General features: G+C 57.1%; 20 protein-coding genes. 11 read left to right on the top strand and 9 right to left on the bottom strand.

Annotated elements, in window-relative coordinates; translation table 11 throughout:
- Positions 1-89 precede the first annotated feature (89 nt).
- Positions 90-422 carry a DUF952 domain-containing protein gene (locus BM316_RS09210; protein ID WP_090206777.1) on the top strand — a complete coding sequence of 111 codons (333 nt, stop codon included), beginning with the start codon at positions 90-92 and terminating at the stop codon, positions 420-422.
- Entirely contained in the window at positions 419-1,471 is a 1,053-nt protein-coding gene (locus BM316_RS09215; RefSeq protein WP_090206779.1) for a quinone-dependent dihydroorotate dehydrogenase, read from the top strand. Before BM316_RS09210 ends, BM316_RS09215 begins: the two co-directional genes overlap by 4 nt.
- On the opposite strand, the gene BM316_RS09220 is transcribed toward BM316_RS09215, so the two are convergent.
- From BM316_RS09220 to BM316_RS09230, 3 genes are read right to left on the bottom strand one after another with little or no spacing between them, the layout of a single operon-like run.
- Complete coding sequence (locus BM316_RS09220; RefSeq protein WP_090206782.1) at positions 1,448-2,791, bottom strand: MATE family efflux transporter; 1,344 nt, start codon at positions 2,789-2,791, stop codon at positions 1,448-1,450. The genes BM316_RS09215 and BM316_RS09220 overlap by 24 nt on opposite strands.
- Positions 2,784-3,278 (bottom strand): PaaI family thioesterase, encoded by a 495-nt coding sequence (locus tag BM316_RS09225; RefSeq protein WP_090206785.1) that lies wholly within the window; start codon positions 3,276-3,278, stop codon positions 2,784-2,786. Before BM316_RS09225 ends, BM316_RS09220 begins: the two co-directional genes overlap by 8 nt.
- A complete protein-coding gene (locus BM316_RS09230; protein ID WP_090207819.1) occupies positions 3,275-3,715 on the bottom strand; it encodes a PaaI family thioesterase in 441 nt (146 codons plus the stop codon). The genes BM316_RS09225 and BM316_RS09230 overlap by 4 nt, the downstream gene beginning before the upstream one ends.
- Positions 3,716-3,861: 146 nt before the next feature.
- On the opposite strand from BM316_RS09230, the gene BM316_RS09235 reads away from it, so the two are divergent.
- The 7 genes from BM316_RS09235 to BM316_RS09265 all read left to right on the top strand — a co-directional run bounded on the left by BM316_RS09235 (position 3,862) and on the right by BM316_RS09265 (position 11,655).
- Positions 3,862-4,230 carry a MerR family transcriptional regulator gene (locus tag BM316_RS09235; RefSeq protein ID WP_090206788.1) on the top strand — a complete coding sequence of 123 codons (369 nt, stop codon included), beginning with the start codon at positions 3,862-3,864 and terminating at the stop codon, positions 4,228-4,230.
- A 326-nt stretch (positions 4,231-4,556) separates the two neighbouring features.
- On the top strand, positions 4,557-4,958 hold the full coding sequence (locus tag BM316_RS09240; RefSeq protein WP_090206790.1) for a MerR family transcriptional regulator: 402 nt from the start codon (positions 4,557-4,559) through the stop codon (positions 4,956-4,958).
- A gap of 38 nt (positions 4,959-4,996) precedes the next feature.
- Entirely contained in the window at positions 4,997-6,775 is a 1,779-nt protein-coding gene (locus BM316_RS09245) for an acyl-CoA dehydrogenase C-terminal domain-containing protein (protein ID WP_090206793.1), read from the top strand.
- A 305-nt stretch (positions 6,776-7,080) separates the two neighbouring features.
- Positions 7,081-7,710, top strand: a complete 630-nt coding sequence (locus BM316_RS09250) for a glutathione S-transferase family protein (RefSeq protein ID WP_090206797.1) — start codon at positions 7,081-7,083, stop codon at positions 7,708-7,710.
- Positions 7,711-7,722: 12 nt separating this feature from the next.
- Positions 7,723-8,934, top strand: a complete 1,212-nt coding sequence (locus tag BM316_RS09255; protein ID WP_090206800.1) for an acetyl-CoA C-acetyltransferase — start codon at positions 7,723-7,725, stop codon at positions 8,932-8,934.
- A gap of 42 nt (positions 8,935-8,976) precedes the next feature.
- Positions 8,977-9,399: a hypothetical protein gene (locus tag BM316_RS09260; RefSeq protein WP_090206803.1), complete on the top strand. Its 423-nt coding sequence runs from the start codon at positions 8,977-8,979 to the stop codon at positions 9,397-9,399.
- Between the two features lie 57 nt (positions 9,400-9,456).
- Positions 9,457-11,655 (top strand): 3-hydroxyacyl-CoA dehydrogenase NAD-binding domain-containing protein, encoded by a 2,199-nt coding sequence (locus BM316_RS09265; protein ID WP_090206805.1) that lies wholly within the window; start codon positions 9,457-9,459, stop codon positions 11,653-11,655.
- Positions 11,656-11,688: 33 nt separating this feature from the next.
- Here the strand turns inward: BM316_RS09265 and BM316_RS09270 are convergent, their stop codons facing one another.
- Both BM316_RS09270 and BM316_RS09275 read right to left on the bottom strand, forming a co-directional pair.
- On the bottom strand, positions 11,689-12,321 hold the full coding sequence (locus BM316_RS09270; protein ID WP_090206806.1) for a sulfotransferase family 2 domain-containing protein: 633 nt from the start codon (positions 12,319-12,321) through the stop codon (positions 11,689-11,691).
- Entirely contained in the window at positions 12,318-13,211 is an 894-nt protein-coding gene (locus BM316_RS09275; RefSeq protein WP_090206809.1) for a DMT family transporter, read from the bottom strand. Before BM316_RS09275 ends, BM316_RS09270 begins: the two co-directional genes overlap by 4 nt.
- Positions 13,212-13,305: 94 nt before the next feature.
- Here BM316_RS09275 and BM316_RS09280 point away from each other — a divergent pair, with 94 nt between their 5' ends.
- Together BM316_RS09280 and BM316_RS09285 are read left to right on the top strand one after the other, a co-directional pair.
- Positions 13,306-14,931 (top strand): AMP-binding protein, encoded by a 1,626-nt coding sequence (locus BM316_RS09280; RefSeq protein ID WP_090206811.1) that lies wholly within the window; start codon positions 13,306-13,308, stop codon positions 14,929-14,931.
- 112 nt (positions 14,932-15,043) lie between these two features.
- Entirely contained in the window at positions 15,044-16,060 is a 1,017-nt protein-coding gene (locus BM316_RS09285; protein ID WP_090206813.1) for a hypothetical protein, read from the top strand.
- Positions 16,061-16,062: 2 nt separating this feature from the next.
- On the opposite strand, the gene upp is transcribed toward BM316_RS09285, so the two are convergent.
- From upp to BM316_RS09305, 4 genes are read right to left on the bottom strand one after another with little or no spacing between them, the layout of a single operon-like run.
- Positions 16,063-16,695, bottom strand: a complete 633-nt coding sequence (upp, locus tag BM316_RS09290) for a uracil phosphoribosyltransferase (RefSeq protein WP_090206816.1) — start codon at positions 16,693-16,695, stop codon at positions 16,063-16,065.
- Positions 16,692-17,681, bottom strand: a complete 990-nt coding sequence (locus BM316_RS09295; RefSeq protein ID WP_090206819.1) for an adenosine deaminase — start codon at positions 17,679-17,681, stop codon at positions 16,692-16,694. Before BM316_RS09295 ends, upp begins: the two co-directional genes overlap by 4 nt.
- The gene (locus BM316_RS09300; protein ID WP_090206821.1) at positions 17,678-18,853 is read right to left on the bottom strand and encodes a phosphopentomutase; all 1,176 of its coding nucleotides are present in this window, start codon (positions 18,851-18,853) and stop codon (positions 17,678-17,680) included. Before BM316_RS09300 ends, BM316_RS09295 begins: the two co-directional genes overlap by 4 nt.
- Complete coding sequence (locus BM316_RS09305; protein WP_090206823.1) at positions 18,853-20,154, bottom strand: thymidine phosphorylase; 1,302 nt, start codon at positions 20,152-20,154, stop codon at positions 18,853-18,855. The genes BM316_RS09300 and BM316_RS09305 overlap by 1 nt, the downstream gene beginning before the upstream one ends.
- Position 20,155: the final 1 nt, after the last annotated feature.

A 20,155-nucleotide genomic window follows, 5' to 3' on the forward strand; every position in this document is an offset into this window, starting at 1 on the left:
CCCCGACGTCACTCCCCCTGCCCGATGAGAAATTGGGCGAATGACAGCCGATACTTGACGATCCAAACGACACGCGCCATGACGCGGCCATGCTGATTTACAAGATATTCCGAGCTGACGAATGGGCGCATCTGCAGGCTGAGGGCGAAACCGCAGGCGCCCCGATCGATCTGGCTGATGGATACATTCATTTTTCGACAGCCGAAACCGTGCGCGAGACCGCAGAAAAATATTTTGCCGGCGTCGATGGTCTCATGCTGATCGCAGTCGAAGCCGACAATCTGGCACCTTTGAAATGGGAACCCGCCCGTGAAGGTGTCCTGTTTCCGCATCTCTATCGCAAGATGACCATCGCAGATGTCGTTTGGTCTGAGGCCCTGCCGCTGACGGATGGCAAACACCAGTTTCCGGGGCTTGCATGAAAGCGCTCGAATCTATCGGCCTTTCGGCGCTGCGCAGGATCGACCCGGAAACCGCGCATGGGTTGGCCCTTAAGGCATTGAACATGGGACTGGGACCACGGACTGGTCCTGTGACCTCGGCGCGCCTGAAAACCGATTTTGCGGGCCTGCGCCTCTCTAATCCCGTTGGGCTTGCTGCCGGTTTTGACAAAAATGCGACGGCACTTCACGCTCTCGCAAAAACCGGATTTGGTTTTCTCGAAGTCGGCGCAGCGACCCCGCGACCGCAGCCTGGCAATCCAAAACCGCGGCTCTTTCGCCTTGTAGAAGATCAGGCTGCGATCAATCGTTTTGGCTTCAACAACGACGGGATGAAGGCGATTGCTGGCCGCCTCGCCAATCGCCCGAAAGGAGCGGTGATTGGTCTGAACCTTGGCGCCAACAAGGATAGCCGCGACAAAGCCGCTGACTTCGCCACAGTCCTCGGGCGGTGTGGCGGTGCCGTCGATTTCGCGACGGTGAATGTCTCGTCGCCAAACACTGAAAAGCTACGTGACCTGCAGGGCAAGGCAGCCCTCTCGGCATTGCTCGAAGGTGTTATGTCCGCGCGAGACGCGCTGCAGGTGCCTGTTCCGGTGTTCCTCAAGATTGCGCCAGATTTGTCTCAGGGCGAGTTGGAAGACGTGGCAGAAGTTGCAGACAACAGTGGTGTCGCAGGCATCATAGCGACGAATACAACGTTGTCGCGTGACGGCTTGAAGGGGAGAGACAAGGCAGAAGCCGGAGGGCTTTCCGGCCAGCCTCTGTTTGAAAAATCAACACGGGTCCTCGCACAGCTTTCCGGTTTGACTGACCTTCCGATCATCGGGGTTGGCGGTGTCGGTTCTGCCGCACAGGCGTATGAGAAAATCCGCGCTGGCGCGTCGGCTGTCCAACTCTACACGGCCTTGGTTTATGGCGGCGTTTCTCTGGCCTCCGAAATTGCAACCGGCCTCGATGCCCTTCTCGCGCGCGACGGGTTTGAAACTGTCGCTGAGGCTGTCGGATCAGGTCGCAGCCGCTGGACCTGATCGGGGGCGATCCGCTTCGGCCTCAAGCGCCGGATACTTCCAGGCCAGCGTTAGCCCCCTTACAATAAAGTTCAACAGCAGCCCCAGCCAAAGCCCATGGTTGCCAAAGGCAGCCATGAGCGGAACGACAGTCGCAAAATAAGTGATTGCCGAGACAATCATCATGTTGCGCATATCTTTCGTGCGCGTCGCACCGATAAAGATCCCGTCCAACATCCATGCAGCTATCCCGACAATCGGGGCCGCGACCATATAGGGCAGATACGTGCGACTGGCCTCCCGCACATCGGGTGCAGTTGTCATGATATCGATCGCAATTGGACCAAAAATCGCAAAGCAGATTGAAAGCCCCACACAGATCACACCGCCCCAAAAACTTGCAAGCAGCGCCGAACGTCTAAGCGTGGCCCGTGCGCGTGCACCCAGCGCATTCCCGACAAGCGCTTCTGCCGAAAACGCAAAGCCATCGAGGGCATAGGCGGTCACCTGCAGAAACTGCATCAGGATCTGGTTTGCAGCCAGTTGCACGTCGCCGAAGCCAGAGCCAAAGAACAGAAAGCTCACAAAGATCGCTTGCAGCAAGACCGACCTGATCAGGATATCGGAGTTCACGACAGCCATATGTTTCAGGCGGACCAGATCGAAAATGCGCGCGGCCGTCCGCCATGCTGTGCCGGCAAACACATGCCTGCAAAACCAAAGGCCCAGCGCCAGACCACCCCATTCAGCAATAAAGGTGGCCCAGGCGACGCCTGATATGCCCCACCCCATTTGCAGGCCGAGCATATAGCTGAGAATGATGTTTCCGCCGTTCATCGCAACCTGCAGCACCAGAACCGTCTTTGTCCGTTCTTGTGCGATCAGCCATCCGGTGATGCCGTAGAGTGCGATGGTCGCAGGTGCCGACCAGATCCGGATTTCCATATAGTCGCGGGCGAGGCTTTCGACTTCGGCGCTTGCAGGCGACAACCAGAACGCACCTTGGAAGATCAGTGCCTGCCCCAAAATCATCACAAGGCCCGCCGTAACGCCGATGAGCAACGCACGCGACAAAAGCGCGTGGACTTCGTCAGTGTCGTCTGCGCCGACTGCCTGACTGGTCAGACCTGTCGTTCCCATCCGCAGGAAGCCAAAAATCCAATAGACGGCAGAGAGGATGATTGCTCCGATACCGACGGCGCCGATTGGTGCGGCTTCGCCAAGCTGACCAACAACGCCTGTATCCACGACCCCCAAAATTGGCACGGTCGCATTCGACAGCACAATCGGCAGCGCAATACCCAATACGCGCCGGTGGGTGACATTACGGACGTTAGCCATCGCGGCTTGGCATCAGGAAGTGACCTGTTCCTTGCGCGATAAGACGGTTGCGGTTGTCCTGCCATGCCTCGACGTGGACCGACGCAAACCGGCGACCGGAGCGATTGACGCGCGCCCGCGCGTAGGCATCGCGCGGCAGACCGGACCGCAGGTAATCAATTGTGAAATCGATTGTCTTTGGAAACGACAGACTGGGCGCGGCTTCATCCAGACGCCCGGCTTCAAGGTCATCCCAGATCATCGCCCAGCTGAGTTCAACGATGGCCGTCACCTCAAGAAATGCCGCAGTCACACCCCCATGAAGCGCAGGTAGCATCGGATTGCCAATCAGCTTGTCGGCGTAAGGCAGGATGGCAGTCAGTTCATCGCCCCGTCGATCCACCTGAATGCCCAAGAACTGGATATACGGTACGCCCGCAATAAGCGTCTGGAGTGCTGCATCGCGGCGCTGTTTGACCACCTGGACTGGCTCAGGCTTGCGGATCATGGCTTGCCCCTTTCCAAGGCAAATGCCCCTGTTGCTGTTGCCACCGGCCGTGATGGGTCTCCGTCCACGGCCGTTGCGCGGACAAATGCGACCGACCGGGTCACATGGTAGCATTCCGCCACTGCCGTGATCGTCTCACCAGGCGTTGCCGACCGCATATAGTCAATCCGCAGGTCAAGTGTCGCTGTCGCAACAGGCGAAGACGGATGCGCCATCACCGCCGCACCGGCACAGGTGTCCATGAGCGTGGAAACGGCCCCACCATGTATGACGCCGGTTTCAGGGTCTCCCACGAGCCGTTTGTCATAGGCCATGCTGATGGTCGCTTTCCCATCAGCTATTTCGCTCAATTTCATGCCAAGCTCGCCCGCATGGGGGATGGCCTCGATAAATTTACGCGCAATCATCTCGCGGCGGCTATCAGTCGTTTCTGACATTGCAGTCTCCGGTGTGTCAGGTTCCGCGTTACAGACTTTGGCAACCATTTGCCAGTTCTGCCGCCGGCGAGTTTGTGACCACAGGGCTGGATATGGCGTTGTGCACACCTACCCTTGACGCTACGGTATGGCGCAGGGAGGAATTAATGTCAGAAATACGCCTGTCATTTAAAGAAATGTGCGCGAAATTCGATGTGACACCGCGCACGCTCCGCTACTATGAATACATCGAACTTCTCTCGCCTGAGAAAGAAGGACGCTCGCGTTTTTACGGACCCAAAGAACTTGCGAGGATGACACTCATTCTGCGCGGGCGCCGTTTCGGGTTCTCGCTTGAAGACATCCGTCAATGGCTGCTGATCTACGAACACGAAGGTACTGAGGCGCAGATGCGCGAATGGGTGGCGCTGGCTGACAAGCAGTTGGTGGAGTTGGCCGACCAGAAAAAGCAGCTCGAAGAGACGATTCAGGAATTGCAGAATCTCAGAGACGAGACCGCCGAAACACTCGGATAAGCAGCGGCGCTTCGCCAAACGAACCTCACAATGAGATGAGTATTTGGGCAACCAATCGACCTGCCTCCTTGTCCTCCGGCGTTGATCCGACGTTTCTGGATGGACAACAAAGAGTCCAAAATCCCATACTTAAAACGTTTGCGGCGACAAAATTGAAAATCTTCCGAGAATTTTTATTGCGTCAATTCCACCTCGTTTTTTCCTGACCTTTCGTCAGCTTCGCTGTGACGCCACGTTACGTTTACGTGCGCGTCAACTTTGCTTGTATGGTGCCTATATCCTTCGCAAGTGCATGGCATTCGGAACACGCACATAGGAATGAACAGATGACGACCGAGACGCTGAATATTCGAGAAATGTGTGACGCATTTGATGTGACGCCACGCACACTTCGTTTTTACGAAGCCAAGGAACTGCTTTTCCCGATCCGCGAAGGGCAGAAGCGCCTTTTCACAAAGCGCGACCGCGCACGACTGAAGCTGATCCTGCGCGGCAAGCGCTTCGGCTTTAGCCTCGAAGAAATCCGCCAACTGCTCGACCTGTACCACATGAACGACGGTCAGGAAGCTCAGTTGTCAAAGACATACGTTCTTGCCGAACGGCACCTCGCAGCGATGGAGGCCCAAAAGGCCGAGCTGGAAGAAGCAATCGGTGAGCTGAAAGAGCAAATGGCCTGGGGCGCTGAAAAGCTTGCGCAACTTGCCAAGAAAAAATCCTCGGCTGCCTAAAGGCACGCCCGAGACCAACCCAAACGGAGAGACACAAGATGCCGATCTACAATGCACCCACAAAAGACATTCAGTTTGTGCTGCATGACCTGCTGAAAGTCAGCGAACAGGATATTCCCGGGTTCGAGGATCTCGACCGCGACTTTACCAATGCGGTTGTCGAAGAGGCCGGTAAGGTCGCATCTGAAGTGCTCCACCCGCTGAACGTCGTGGGCGACACGGAAGGTTGCGTTCTGGAAAACGGCGTGGTTCGTACTCCGACCGGTTTCAAAGAAGCGTTTGAGCAAATGAAAGAAGGCGGCTGGACCGCAATGGACTGCGATCCGGAATACGGCGGCCAGGGTCTGCCATATGTGATGCACACAGCGGCACAGGAACCGTTTGTCTCTGCCAACATGGCCTTCAATATGTATCAGGGCCTGACGCATGGCGCCTATTCGGCAATCCATGCGCATGGTTCGGAAGAGCAAAAGCAGAAATACCTGCCCAAGATGGTCACTTGCGAGTGGACCGGCACCATGAACCTGACTGAGCCGCACTGCGGCACCGACTTGGGTCTGATGCGCACCAAAGCAGTCCCTCAGGGTGATGGCAGCTACAAAATCTCCGGCCAAAAGATCTTCATCTCCGCCGGTGAACACGACATGGCTGAAAACATCATCCACCTCGTACTGGCCAAAATTCAGGGCGGTCCGGAAGGCATCAAAGGCGTCTCCCTCTTCATCGTGCCCAAGTTCCTTGTGAACGATGACGGCTCGCTGGGTCAGCGCAACGGTGTCGCCGTTGGCAAGATCGAAGAAAAGATGGGCATCCACGGCAACTCGACATGTGTGATGAACTACGACGAGGCCGTTGGCTATCTTGTCGGCGAAGAGCACAAAGGCATGCGTGCGATGTTCACGATGATGAACGAAGCGCGTCTTGGCGTCGGCCTGCAGGGCTACGCGCAAGCCGAAAGCGCCTACCAGAATGCGGTTGCCTATGCTGTTGATCGTCTGCAGGGACGCGATGTCACCGGCGCCAAGAACCCTGACGGTCCCGCCGATCCGCTGATCGTGCATCCTGATATCCGCCGCAACCTGATGGACCAGAAGTCCTTCGTCGAAGGTGCACGTGCTTTCACCTTCTGGGGGGCCTATCTGATCGACCGCGCCCACAAGAACAACGACGCGGACGCTGACGGCCTCATCTCGCTTATGACACCGGTCATCAAAGGTTTCCTGACCGATAAGGGCTTTGAGTATGCAACAGCGGCCCAGCAGGTCTACGGTGGCCATGGCTACATCGAAGAATGGGGCATGTCACAGTATGCGCGCGATGCGCGTATTGCCATGATCTATGAAGGCGCGAACGGCATTCAGGCACTTGACCTTGTGGGCCGCAAGCTCGCACAGGACGGCGGCAAGCATGTCATGGCGTTCTTTGAAATGATCAAGACTTTCATCAAAGAGAACGAAGGCAACGAAGCGCTGAAAAAGGACTTCCTTGATCCGCTGAAAGCCGCGTCGAAAGACCTGCAAGCCGCTGGCATGTATTTCATGCAGAATGGCATGAAGAACCCCAACAATGCGCTGTCAGGCTCTTATGACTTCATGCACATGATGGGTCACGTCTGCCTTGGTCTGATGTGGGCACGGATGGCGAAGGCTGCGATGGAAGCGCTGGAGGCCGGTGCATCTGACACCGCATTCTACGAAACCAAAATCGCGACTGGCCGCTACTACATGGCGCGCCAACTGCCAGCCACATCGATGCATCTTGCCCGCATCAATACCGGTGCCGACACTGTCATGGCACTTGAGGCCGCAAACTTCTAAGGCCTCGCTCTCGTGATACTGCAGGCGGCGCAATCCAGTGACCGGATCGCGCCGCCAGTGATACCCCTCGGAGCCTCCGGCGGGAGTTTTTAGGCCAAGATGAAGGTGGAAGCTCCACCCCGGCCTTGAGACAAGAACCGGGGCTTCACCTTGGACGCCAAGTCGCTCTCCAGCTATTGGCGCGCTCCGAGGGTCGGCCATTAGGGTTAACGTTCTGCTAACGCGGAATCGCCTCCCTTCATCTTGGCCAAAAACTCAAATCCGGCCCGCGAAAACGGGCCGCCGTTCTGGGAGGAGCGCGGACGATGAAACTGCATTGCTTTGGCGAAAGCGGAAACGCCTACAAGGCGGCGTTAACTCTGACACTGGCCGAAGAGCCGTGGGAGGTCGCCTTTGTGAATTTCTTCAAAGGCGCCACCCGCACACCGGAATACCGTGCCCTTAACGTCATGGGCGAAGTCCCTGTGTTGGAAGATGGCGATACTGTTCTGACCCAATCTGCTGTCATTCAGGATTATATCAGCAGCAAAACCGGCAAGCTGGGCGGGAAATCCGCAGCTGAGCGCCGTGAGGTCTTGCGCTGGATGTTTTTTGACAACCACAAGGTCAGCGGTGTCGCCGGTTCCTTGCGCTTCAACATGAATTTTCTGCCTGAAGAAAAGCGCAATGCGGAGGTGAACGATTTTTTGGCGATGCGCCTGGCCTCTGCGCTCAAGGTCATGGAGACGCATTTGGGCAGCCAGAAATGGCTTGCTGGAGACGAGATCACAATCGCTGACATCGCGTGCTGTGGATACCTCTTCTATCCCGAGCACTTTACGTTTGATCGTCAGCACTACCCGAACATCGACACGTGGCTGGATGCAATCGCTGACCAGCCAGGTTGGAAACACCCCTATGATTTGATGCCGCGCGCCTTGGGTGCCGTGGAATAACCGGAGGAAATAATGACCGAAGCCTATATCTTTGATGCAATCCGTACACCGCGCGGCAAAGGCCGCAAGGACGGCAGTTTGCACGAAGTCACCTCGGCACGCCTGTCGGCTGGCGTGCTGAACGCCCTCAAGGACCGCAACGGTCTTGAAGGCCATGCCGTCGAAGATGTGATTTGGGGCAATGTGACCCAAGTGGGCGAACAGGGCGGCTGCCTTGCCCGCACGGCTGTGCTCGCATCGGACCTTGACCAGTCGATCCCGGGTCTTGCGATCAACCGCTTTTGTGCTTCGGGCATGGAAGCGGTGAACCTTGCCGCAAACCAGGTCAAGGGCGGTGCCGGTGGGGCGTATATCGCCGGTGGTGTCGAAATGATGGGTCGTGTCGCGATGGGTTCCGATGGGGCGGCGATCGCTGTGGACCCGTCCATTGCGATGGAAACCTATTTCGTACCGCAAGGCATCTCTGCTGATATCATCGCGACGGAATACGGCTTTAGCCGCGATGATGCCGACCAGCTTGCCATGGAGAGCCAGAAGCGCGCCAAGGCGGCTTGGGACGATAACCGTTTTGAAAAGTCCATCGTGGCCGTCAAAGACGTCAATGGCCTGCCAATTCTCGACCACGACGAATACATGCGGCCTGAGACCAACATGCAGACGTTGGGCTCATTGAACCCTGCCTTCCAGGCGATGGGCGAGGTGATGCCGGGCTTCGATAAAGTTGCGCTGATGAAGTATCCGCATCTTGAGAAAATCAACCACATCCATCACGCCGGCAACTCGTCGGGAATTGTCGATGGTGCAGCAGGTCTGTTGATCGGTTCTAAAGAATGGGGCGAGGCCAACGGTCTGAAGCCGCGCGCGCGCATCAGGGCCACCGCGAAAATCGGGACCGACCCGACGATCATGCTGACGGGTCCTGTGCCGGTGACCGAGAAAATTCTGGCTGACGGCGGCATGGCCATCGGCGACATCGACTTGTTTGAGGTCAACGAAGCATTCGCTTCGGTGGTGCTGCGCTTCATGCAGGCCTTTGACGTGGATGACAGCGTCGTCAACGTCAATGGCGGTTCGATCGCGATGGGTCACCCGCTTGGTGCCACCGGCGCGATCATCATCGGTACCCTGCTGGACGAGCTTGAGCGCACTGGCAAAGGCACTGGTCTTGCGACGCTTTGCATCGCCTCAGGCATGGGTGCTGCGACAATCATCGAGCGGGTGTGATCATTGTCCGAGAGCAATCTCATCTCAGCAAGTGACATTGCCATGGCGGTTCTTGAGGTCACCGGCGAGGCGCTCCTCTCCGGTGATTTCGAGATGTTTGCCAGCGTCTTCCAGGTGCCGCAAACCATCGTGACCCTCGATCAAAGGATCAGCGTGGCAACGCTGGACGATCTGCGCCGGGTTTTCGAGGGCGTTCATGCCCACTACGTCGAAACCGGCGTTGTTGAACTGGACCGCAAGGTCGTTGAGGCCGCCTATCTGTCACCCACGAAGGTTGTCTCAACCCATACCACTGTGACGCGCTCCCCGACTCACGGGGAAACTGTCCGCCAACCTGTTTTTTCGACAATCGAGAAAATTGGAACGACGTGGAAAGTTACCAGCGGGGAATACGCTCTCGACAAGAATGACGGGCGCGCCAAGGCGATGGCCCTCGCAGCACAGAATGACGCGGGAACCGAGTGAGGATCCCGGATAAATTTTAACGGAGGCTCTGGCAGAGCCTGAACAGCGGAAAACGAAATGACAGACTTTACATTGAGCACTGACGCCGACGGCGTCGCCACAATCACCTGGGACACGGTTGGCAAGTCCATGAACGTCATGACCCTTGAGGCATGGGACGATCTGGAGGCACTTGTTGATCAGGTGCTTGAAGACGATGCGATCAAGGGCGCGATCATCACGTCGGGAAAGCCTGGCAGTTTTGCTGGCGGCATGGACCTCAAGGTCATTGCCAAGATGAAGGAAATGGCTGGCGATGATCCGGCCAAAGGCCTTTTTGATGGCATCATGAACGCCCACCGCATCATGCGCAAAATCGAGCGCGCTGGTATGGACCCAAAGACCAACAAAGGCGGCAAACCGTTTGTGGCCGCACTTCCAGGCACTGCATTGGGTATCGGCCTCGAGATTCCACTTTCATGCCACTACATCATCGCGGCAGATAACCCTAAGGCGAAAATCGGCTTGCCTGAAATTCTTGTTGGCATCTTCCCGGGTGCCGGAGGCACAACGCGTCTGTCACGCAAGCTTGGTGCAATGGGCGCGTCGCCGCTCTTGCTCGAAGGCAAGCTGAACGATCCCAAGAAGGCGAAAGCCGCAGGGGTCATCGACGAGGTAGTGCCTGCAGATGAATTGTTGAGCGCTGCAAAGGCATGGGTTCTGTCCGAGCCAAAGATCGTCAAACCATGGGACGAAAAGGGGTACAAAATGCCAGGCGGTGCCCCTTACCACCCGGCTGGCTTCATGACCTTCGTTGGTGCGTCCGCGATGGTGAACGGAAAGACCCAAGGTGTTTATCCAGCGGCCAAAGCGTTGCTTTCTGCCGTTTATGAAGGCGCACTGGTGCCATTCGACACGGCAATCAAAATCGAGGCACGCTGGTTCACCAACGTTTTGATGAACCCGTCGTCCTCTGCGATGATCCGCAGCCTCTTTGTGAACAAGGAAGCGTTGGAAAAGGGTGCAAACCGTCCAGATGCGGCTGATCAGAAGGTTTCAAAAGTCGGTGTCATCGGTGCTGGTATGATGGGTGCCGGTATCGCACTTGTCTCAGCCCTTGCTGGCATTGAGGTCGTTCTCATCGACAACTCTCAGGAAGCTGCGGACAAAGGTAAATCCTACACCGAAGCACATCTCGATAAGGGCATGGCACGCAAGAAAGTCACTCAAGAGAAGAAGGACGCGGTTCTTGGTCTGATCAATGCCACCACAGACTATGATGCGCTGGCCGGTTGCGATCTGATCGTTGAGGCTGTGTTCGAGGACGTGGGCGTCAAGGCCGAAGTGACACAGAAAGTGCAAGCCGTCACCGGACCTGACTGTGTCTTTGCGACCAATACGTCGACTTTGCCAATCACCGAGCTTGCCAAGGCCTCAGCCGACCCTGAAAAGTTCATCGGGATTCACTTCTTCTCGCCTGTCGACAAGATGTTGTTGGTCGAGATCATCAAGGGCAAAGAGACCGGCGACGTGGCGGTGGCCAAGGCGCTCGACTACGTGCGCCAAATCAAGAAGACACCAATCGTCGTCAATGATGCGCGCTTCTTCTATGCCAACCGCTGCATCATTCCTTACATCAACGAAGGTATTCGTATGGTGAAAGAAGGTGTTGAGCCTGCACTGATCGAAAATGCTGCCAAATTGGTCGGTATGCCGCTTGGTCCGTTGCAACTGGTTGACGAAACCTCCGTCGATCTGGGTGTGAAGATCGCGAAAGCGACGAAAGCGGCAATGGGCGACTCCTACCCTGACGGCGAAGTCGACGAAGTCCTTTTCTGGATGTTTGACGAAGGCCGTCTGGGTCGCAAATCGAACGCGGGCTTCTATGAATATGACGAGAAGGGCAAGCGTCAGGGCCTTTGGGAAGGTCTGGCCGCACAATACCCGGCTTCGGACGAGCAACCTGATCTGATTGAGGTCCAGCATCGCCTGCTCTTTGCACAGGTCCTCGAAGCTGTCCGTGCCTTGGAAGAAGGCGTTTTGGAAGACATCCGCGAAGGTGACGTGGGTGCGATCCTTGGCTGGGGTTTTGCGCCTTGGTCTGGCGGCCCATTCAGCTGGCTTGATATGATCGGCGCGCCTTACGCCGCTGATCGCTGCGATGCGCTGACAGAGGCCTACGGTGACCGCTTCAAGACACCGGCATTGTTGCGCGAAATGGCTGATAAGGGGCAAGAGTTCTACAAACGCTTCGGCTCAGATGCAAAAGCAGCTTAACCAAACAAGGGCGCCCCATCCGGGCGCCTTTTTTCATTCCGGGCTGTAACCGAACTGAGCGATGTCCTGCCCTGCGAGGTCAGCAACGATCTCAATCTCTTCGGGTCCATAGTAAACCCGCCAGTCTTTGGCGCGCTCTGATGCATTGAGATGGGGCAAGGTCAGGCGAAAGCCCAAGTGCTCCCAGACAGGTGCGAAATCGTCCGGAAATTCGATCCGGACAAAGACCGTCTGTCTGTTTGCGCCATCGGAACCCCTGACATAAGACTTGGCCGCGCTATTGCGTTCCGCGTTCTGGATTGACGGATCTCGCAGGAACGCTTTGAATTCCTGAGACTTTGCGATGGCTACGGCAGGATGCGAGAATGATTGTGCGCGAAGCCAGTAATAGTAACTGACCATGCGGTCCCACGGGTTTCGGACCAGCGCGCAGACCAAGAAGTCCTCACCAACCAGATCGCCGACGTCCGACATACGGCTGTGCTTCCATAGTCGGCCCGGGGTTTTCAGTCGGTCCAGTCGATGCCGCCTTCGTCGGGCTTTGGGAGTGTCTCCGATCAGGATGTCATCAGCAGCGGCACGGTCCTCATAAGCGCGCATGAAGCTCGTCCCACCTGTCTTCGGGATGTGCACGAAGGCAAACTTACGTTTCGGCGAAATGATCACGCTCTGCGCCTTAGCGTAACGATGACACCGGAGAGAATAATCAGTGCCATGCCCAAAAAACCCAGCGGCGGGATCGTCTGCCCCCACAAATACCAGGCCCAACCGCTGGCAAAGATCAGCAACGAATACTCAAAGACAGCCACATGGCTTGCCTCGCCGACTTGATAGCCGCGAAAAATGCAGAAAATACCAATCATTGCACCAACGGCCAGCACCGCGAGCCAAAGCAACATATCGCTGGTCAACGGCATCCACCCTCGCGCAGAAAATCCGTCTGGCCCACTGCCCGTGCCTGGAAGCACAATGCAACCGATCACGCCAAAGAGGCCCAGTGCCAAGAAGAACCCAGCGCTAAGCGTCATGGTCCCCTCCCCCTCGCACCAAGCACGCGTCGCGACTGCACCGACCGCATAACATAAACCTGCCAAGACAGGCAGGAAACTCACCCAATCGATTGCCTGAGGATCAGGACGGATGACCAGAACGGCACCGCAGAACCCCAAAGCCACTGCGACCCACTGACGGCCAGCCAAGGGCTTTCGCTGATAGATCGAAGAAATGAGCGCGACAAACAAAGGTGCTGTGAAGAAACCTGCGACCACAACACCGATGGGCATGATCGCAAGGCAGCCGAAATAGATCAAAAGGGCCACACCGAGGATCGCACTTCGCCCTGCAACTGCGGTCCACCGCCGTGGTCGCAACCCGCCAAAACCCGATGCTGCCACCAAGCCAAGCATGGCAAGAACCATCAGGCTGCGCATCAGATGGAACTGCCAAAGCGAGCTGTCGTCCGTCAGATGAACAATCAGATTATCCGAGAAGCCCAAGGTCGCCATTCCGACCAGCACCCAGAGGGCGGCTTTGGCCGGTGCCACATCTGTCGCCATCTATGATCCCTTTCCGGCCACAATTTCGTCTTTCAAACTCAACAATCTGACGCGATACTCAACCCTCAAAGTGCCGTATATGTAGGAGATCAGCATGGGTTGGATGCGCGAAGAAACCGGTCTGGGCAAAAGAGCGGCGAACTATGTACCGCTTACGCCGCTGTCGCATCTGCAAAGGGCGGCGCTGGTCTTTGCTGACCGTGAAGCCTTGGTCTATGGCAACACGCGCCTGTCTTACGGGCGCTATTACCGTCGCGTGTCGCGCCTTGCCTCAGCCCTGACCAAAGTGGGTGTTGAGCCAGGCGACGTGGTCGCAACCATCCTGCCAAACGTGCCAGCCCAATCCGAAGCAGCCTTTGGCGTTCCGGCATGCGGTGCCATTCTGAATACAATCAACACCAGACTGGATGTCGATACGGTCACCTACATCCTAGAGCATGGTGAAGCCAAGGTCGCGCTGGTGGACAGCCAGTTCCTACCTCTCGCCATGGAAGCGCTGGAGATTATGGAGACCGAGCCGCCACTGATTATCGAAGTCCCCGACACCGAAGCAGGCATCGCAGGGATCGGTGAACAGCAGGACTATGAGGACTTTCTGGCCACCGGCGATCCCGAGTTTCCTTGGGTGCTCCCACAGGATGAATGGGAAAGCCTTGCTTTGAACTACACGTCGGGCACCACGGGCCGTCCCAAAGGCGTGGTTTACCATCACCGAGGTACCTACCTAATGACCATGGGCACCCCGATCAGTTGGGAATTGCCGCTGTTCATGCGGTATCTTCAGATTGTGCCTTTGTTCCACTGCAATGGCTGGAACCATACCTGGATGATGCCAGCGCTTGGCGGAACCGTTGTGTGCTGCCGCGACATTACGGCAGAGAACATCTATGACGCGATCGCCAATGAAGGCGTGACACATTTCGGCGGGGCACCCATCGTGCTGAATATGCTGGTCAACGCCCGGCAAGAAGACCGCAAGCCATTTGACCACACAGTTGAGGTGTTCACGGCCGGCGCCCCGCCTGCCCCGGCAACGCTCGCTGCAATCGGCAAGCTCGGATTCAACGTCAAGCAGGTTTACGGCCTTACTGAGACATATGGTCATGTCACCGAATGTATCTGGGACGATGCATGGAATGACCTGCCTGATGACGAACAGGCCGCAATCAAAGCCCGCCAAGGTGTTGCATTTCCAATGATGGAAGACGTGACGGTCGTGGATGAAAACATGTGTCAGGTGCCAGCGGACGGCGCGACACAAGGCGAAATTGTCATGCGCGGCAATGCCGTCATGAAAGGCTATCTCAAAAACCCGCGCGCCACAGAGAAGGCATTTGCTGGCGGCTATTTCCATTCAGAGGACTTGGCGATCCAGCATCCTGACGGCTCAATTCAGATTTCAGACCGTGCAAAGGACATCATCATCTCGGGTGGCGAAAATATCAGCTCTGTCGAAGTCGAGGGCGCATTGATGCATCATCCAGCGGTAAACCTCTGCGCCGTGGTCGCAAAACCGGATGAAAAGTGGGGCGAGGTGCCGTGTGCATTTGTCGAACTGAAGGAAGGCGAGCAAGCGGACGAAGTCGACATCATTGCATTTACGCGCCAGCGCCTGGCGGGCTTCAAGTGCCCCAAGCACGTCATCTTTCAGGAACTCCCGAAGACGTCGACCGGCAAGATCCAGAAATTTGAATTGCGGAAGCTGGCAAAGGCGCTTTAGTCCCTTCCTCGCTTTCACTCGTCTGCGGCGTGTGCCGTCGCTTGCAGCGCACCGCGCTGCATGACAAACCGCCTGAAAGAAGCTAGGATTTCTGAAAAATGGCGGGCAGTAGATGACAGCGCTTGAACGGTATGTGCGGTTGGAAAGCGATGCGCTCTGGCGCGCGACGCCGGATGACCAACGCCGTGACGTCGTGATCTCGTTTGGAAAAGCCACACTTGTGATTGCAGATCAAGCCGGCCGGCCTTTGGCGCATTGGTCGCTCACCGCCCTCATCCGCAAGAACCAAGGGGTTCAACCTGCCCTCTATGTCCCCGACGAGGACGAAAGCGAACTGCTGGAGATCAGCGACGACACAATGGTTGAAGCCATCGAAGAGGTCCGCAAAGCACTTTCAAAGTCACGCCCTCACCCAGGCAAACTGCGTCTGTGGCTGACTGGACTGGGGATTACCGCTGCGGTTCTTCTTGCGACGCTCTGGTTGCCATCAGCGCTGACGCGTCAAACACTGGCTGTGGTTCCGCCCGCAAAACGCAGTGAGATCGGGATGGTCATGCTGGATCATATGACGCAAACGACCGGACCCGTCTGTGATGACCCAAGAGCAAAACGTGCATCTGGCCGACTGGCAGAGCGGCTTTTTGGGGCGGAAACGCCAGTCAAAATCTTCGTCGTGCCAAGTCTTCCGGCAAGAAGCTTGCGACTGCCTGGGGGCATCGTTGTGATCAGTTCCGACATGTTGCGCCTTATCGACGATCCAGCCTCCGCCGCCGGGTTCATACTGGCTGCCTGGATGGATGATGAGATGGATGATCCACTGGAACCGATACTCGATGAAACCGGCGTGGGATCGACGCTGCGATTGCTGACAACCGGCGGCATCGACGACGCAACTTTGCAGGCCTATGCTTTGCGTCTGGCACAGGAAGAGGCCCAATCACCAGAACCGCAGGTGATCGCAACTGCACTGGCAACTGCTGGTGTGCCTTTTGGCCCTTACGTGAATGCAATCGACAAACTGACGGGATCACGCCCTGAACTCGGACCTGATCCGCTGAGCGGTGTTGGCTACACTCCGATCCTGAATGACAGTGACTGGGTCAGCCTTCGGAATGCCTGCGACACCTGAACCTAACGCGTGCCGAACATCCGGTCGCCCGCATCGCCAAGTCCCGGAACGATATAGCCCTTCTCATTGAGGTGGCTGTCGATGGCTGCAGTGACGATTGGAACATCGGGGTGCGCCTCTTTCATCCGTGCGATGCCTTCCGGAGCTGCCAAGAGACAAAGAAACCGGATGTTCGTCGCGCCCGCCTCTTTGAGCAGATCAATCGCGGCGACCGATGAATTGCCGGTGGCCAACATCGGATCAACAGCGATGACCAAACGGTCCTCAAGGGCGGTTGGAACTTTGAAGTAATACTGAACCGGCTCCAAAGTTTCCTCGTCGCGGTAAAGACCCACAAAACCAACCCTTGCCGACGGGATTAGCTCAAGCACACCGTCAAGCAGACCGTTGCCCGCCCGCAAGATCGAGACCAGCGCGAGTTTCTTGCCGTCGATGACCGGTGCATCCATTGGTTCAAGCGGTGTCTCAATCGGCTTCGTCGTCATCGGCAACCCGCGCGTCACCTCATAAGCCAAAAGCTGGCTGATCTCTCTCAAGAGCTGTCTGAAGACGGCGGTCGAGGTGTCTTTCTGCCGCATCAGAGTCAGTTTGTGCTGCACCAAAGGGTGGGTGACGTGGGTGACATGCTCTGTCATTGCGTTTCCTCCAATTGTCTGCCGATCCGCTCACGGGTGTCTTCATCGCAAAACGCAGCCGCAATGGCCGTCCGGTTCAGGGCGTTGAAATCGTCCTCTTCCCAGCCGAAGGTGCGTTGCAGCATTTCGAATTCCTTTGTCATCGTTGTGTGAAAGAACGGCGGGTCGTCTGTCGAAACAGTCACCTTGACGCCTGCGTCTCTCAGCTTTGCAATCGGATGGCTTGGCCAGCCAGAAACAGCCTTCAGCACTACGTTTGAACCGGGACACACCTCAAGAACGATATCCTTTTCCATAATTTCATCAATCAGCGCGTGATCATCAGCAGCGCCGATCCCATGACCGATGCGCGACACACCGAGATCGCGGATCGTCTCGCGTACCATTGACGGCCCGCCCCATTCTCCAGCGTGACAGGTGAGGTTCAGCCCTGCTTCGCGCGCCAGATCAAAACTGTAAGCGTAATCGCCGGGCCGTCCGACCATCTCGCCTCCGGCCATGCCGTAACCTGTGATGAAGCGGCCTTTCGTTTCGGCGGCACAGCGCGCGGCAGGCTTGCACGCCTCTGGACCAAAATGCCTGATGCCAGTCACGATCCCACGCAGGGTAATCCCGAACTTGGTCTCGGCTTCATCGGCGGCATCGACAATGGCAGCAAGGTAATCCCTCCACGCGGCAAGGTCGCCGCCCCCACAGAAATCCGGTGAAACGAAGGTCTCCATATAGATCACGCCGTTTGCGGCCGTCTCTTCGAGGACTGCGAGCGTCAGCCTGCGGAAATCCTCTGGTGTTTGCAGCGTGGTGCACGCGGCTTCGTAGACTTTCAGAAAATGGTCGAAGTCGCGGAAGGCGTAGCCACCATCGGCGTCAAAGATACCGCCGATATCGATCTTTTTCTCGCGTGCGAGGCCGCGAATGAATGCAGGCGGCGCGCAACCTTCGAGGTGCGTGTGCAACTCGACTTTGGGAAACGACTTGAAACTCATAGAAAGCTCTTTCCTTCACCCGCATAGGGTACATTGAGGTAATCAGCGATAGATGCGGCCACATCTGTAAAGGCCAGAAGCCCCAGCTCGCGCGCGCCGATCCCATGGACAAGGACCGGCACACGCTCGCGTGTGTGATCTGTGCCTGACCACGTGGGATCGTTCCCGTGATCGGCTGTCACGATCAGCATGTCGTCTGAGCGAAGCGTTCCAATCAGATCGGCAAGGCGTCCATCAAACCACTCCAGGTGGTCGCGATAGCCTGCGGCATCACGGCGATGCCCGTATTCGCTATCGAACTCTACCAAATTGGCAAAAACAAAACTGCCGTCTGCAGCCTCACCGGACAGATCAAAGAGATGGTCCATCAGGGCCCGATCCCGTCCTTTGCGCAGATCATCAATCCCGCGCATTGAGAAAATGTCGCCGATCTTGCCGACCGCATAGACCTTGCGGCCTGCGGCATGAACATAATCACAGATCGTGTTTGACGGGGGTGCGATTGCGAAATCCTTGCGATGCGCCGTGCGTTCAAACGCCCCCTCATGGCCGATAAAGGGACGAGCGATCACGCGACCGACCTTCATCTCATGCAGCATCGGAGCGACGTCTGCACAAAGTTTCAACAGACGGTCGAGGCCAAATGCCTCTTCATGTGCCGCGATCTGCAGAACACTATCGACCGACGTGTAGCAGATGGGCCAACCAGAGCGCAGATGTTCTGCCCCGTAATCAGCAATCACCTCTGTCCCTGATGCATGGCAGTTGGCAAGAATGCCTTCGGTGCCTGCGGCTTTGCAAAGCGCCTCTGTGACCTTGGCGGGAAATGCAGGTGTCGCTTTCGGGAATGTATGCCAGTCCCAAGGGACGGGCACGCCTGCAAGCTCCCAGTGTCCTGATGGTGTGTCCTTGCCCTTTGATACCTCTGTCGCCGCACCCCACGCGCCGCTGGGCGAAGATGCAAAGCCGGGCAAGGCTATCCCGGATGCACAGGTGACTGCCTGGCCCAACCCAAGCTGCGCGAGTGTCGGGACGTTCAAACCGACATTCTGCGCGATATGCGCAACAGTATTGGCGCCGGTATCAGGCAAATCGCCATTGAAGAACTGATCTGCATCAGGTGCGCCACCGATGCCGACGCTATCAATGACGATCAAAAATACACGTCCCATCAGGCAAGCCCCTCCAGAATAAGTGGCCCGCGCGTAGTCGCCTCACCGATGGTGAAGGCAGCGCGCACCTTTTCTGCCACCGATATTGCCGTATCCTCGTCAGCCGCATGAAGCACACAGAGCGGATCACCCCGGTTCACATGTGCGCCCAAACCAATAACGTCGCTGAGCCCCACCGAGGGATCAATCTTATCGGTTTCGACCTGTCGTCCGCCGCCTAAAGCCACGACGGCAAGGCCGAGGGCTTCTCCGTTGATGGCGCTGATATGCCCGCTCGTTGCGGCCGTGACCTCACCGACGATTGGCGCTTTGGGAAGATGGGTCGGCCAATCCTGCGCCATGTCTGGCGGTCCACCCATTGCGGCGATCATATGCGCAAAACGCTCCATCGCCGCGCCAGAGCGCAATGCATCTTTGACTTTCCGACCAGCGACAGGGTTGTCCTCGCCTTGCATCATCAGCAACTGCGTGCAGAGCGCGACCGTCAGTTCATAAAGGCGTGGCGCGGCATCTGTGTTCCCGGACAGCACTTCCATGCAGACGGCAACCTCAAGCGCATTGCCCAGGGCTGGCGCCAGCGGTTCATTCATGTCTGTGATCAGGCCAGCGGTCCGGCACCCTGCCCCATTAGCCGTCGTCACAAGCGCCTGCGCAAGCGCGATCGCGTTTTGCGGGGTTTTCATAAACGCGCCTGTCCCGCATTTGATATCCAGAACAAGACTGTTGAGACCGGCTGCCAGCTTCTTTGAGAGGATCGAGGCTGTGATGAGGTCAACGCTTTCAACCGTCGAGGTCACATCGCGCACCGCATAAAGACGGCGGTCCGCTGGTGCAATCCGGCTAGTGGCGCTCACGATAGCGCAGCCGACTTCGCGCGTGATTAGGCGCAACTGTTGCTCGGACACGTTGATATTGACGCCCGGGATCGCCTCAAGCTTGTCGAGCGTGCCGCCGGTGTGACCAAGGCCCCTGCCTGAAATCATCGGCACATAGGCACCGCAAGCCGCCAAGACCGGCGCGAGGATCAGCGACACACAATCGCCAACGCCACCAGTTGAATGCTTATCGAGAACCGGACCCGGCAGGTCCCAGCGCAAGACATCGCCGCTGTCGCGCATCCCTTCGGTCAGTGCAATCCGCCCCTGTTCGTCCAAACCATTGAGGACAACCGCCATCGCAAATGCACCAGCCTGCGCATCGCTGACAGACTTGTCTGCCAAACCACGCGCAAACCACGCCAGTTCCTCTGGTGAAGGCGTCTTGTGGTCGCGGACCGCAGCTATGATGGCTCTGGCATCCACG

It is taken from the genome of Yoonia litorea, assembly GCF_900114675.1.
GTDB lineage: Bacteria > Pseudomonadota > Alphaproteobacteria > Rhodobacterales > Rhodobacteraceae > Yoonia > Yoonia litorea.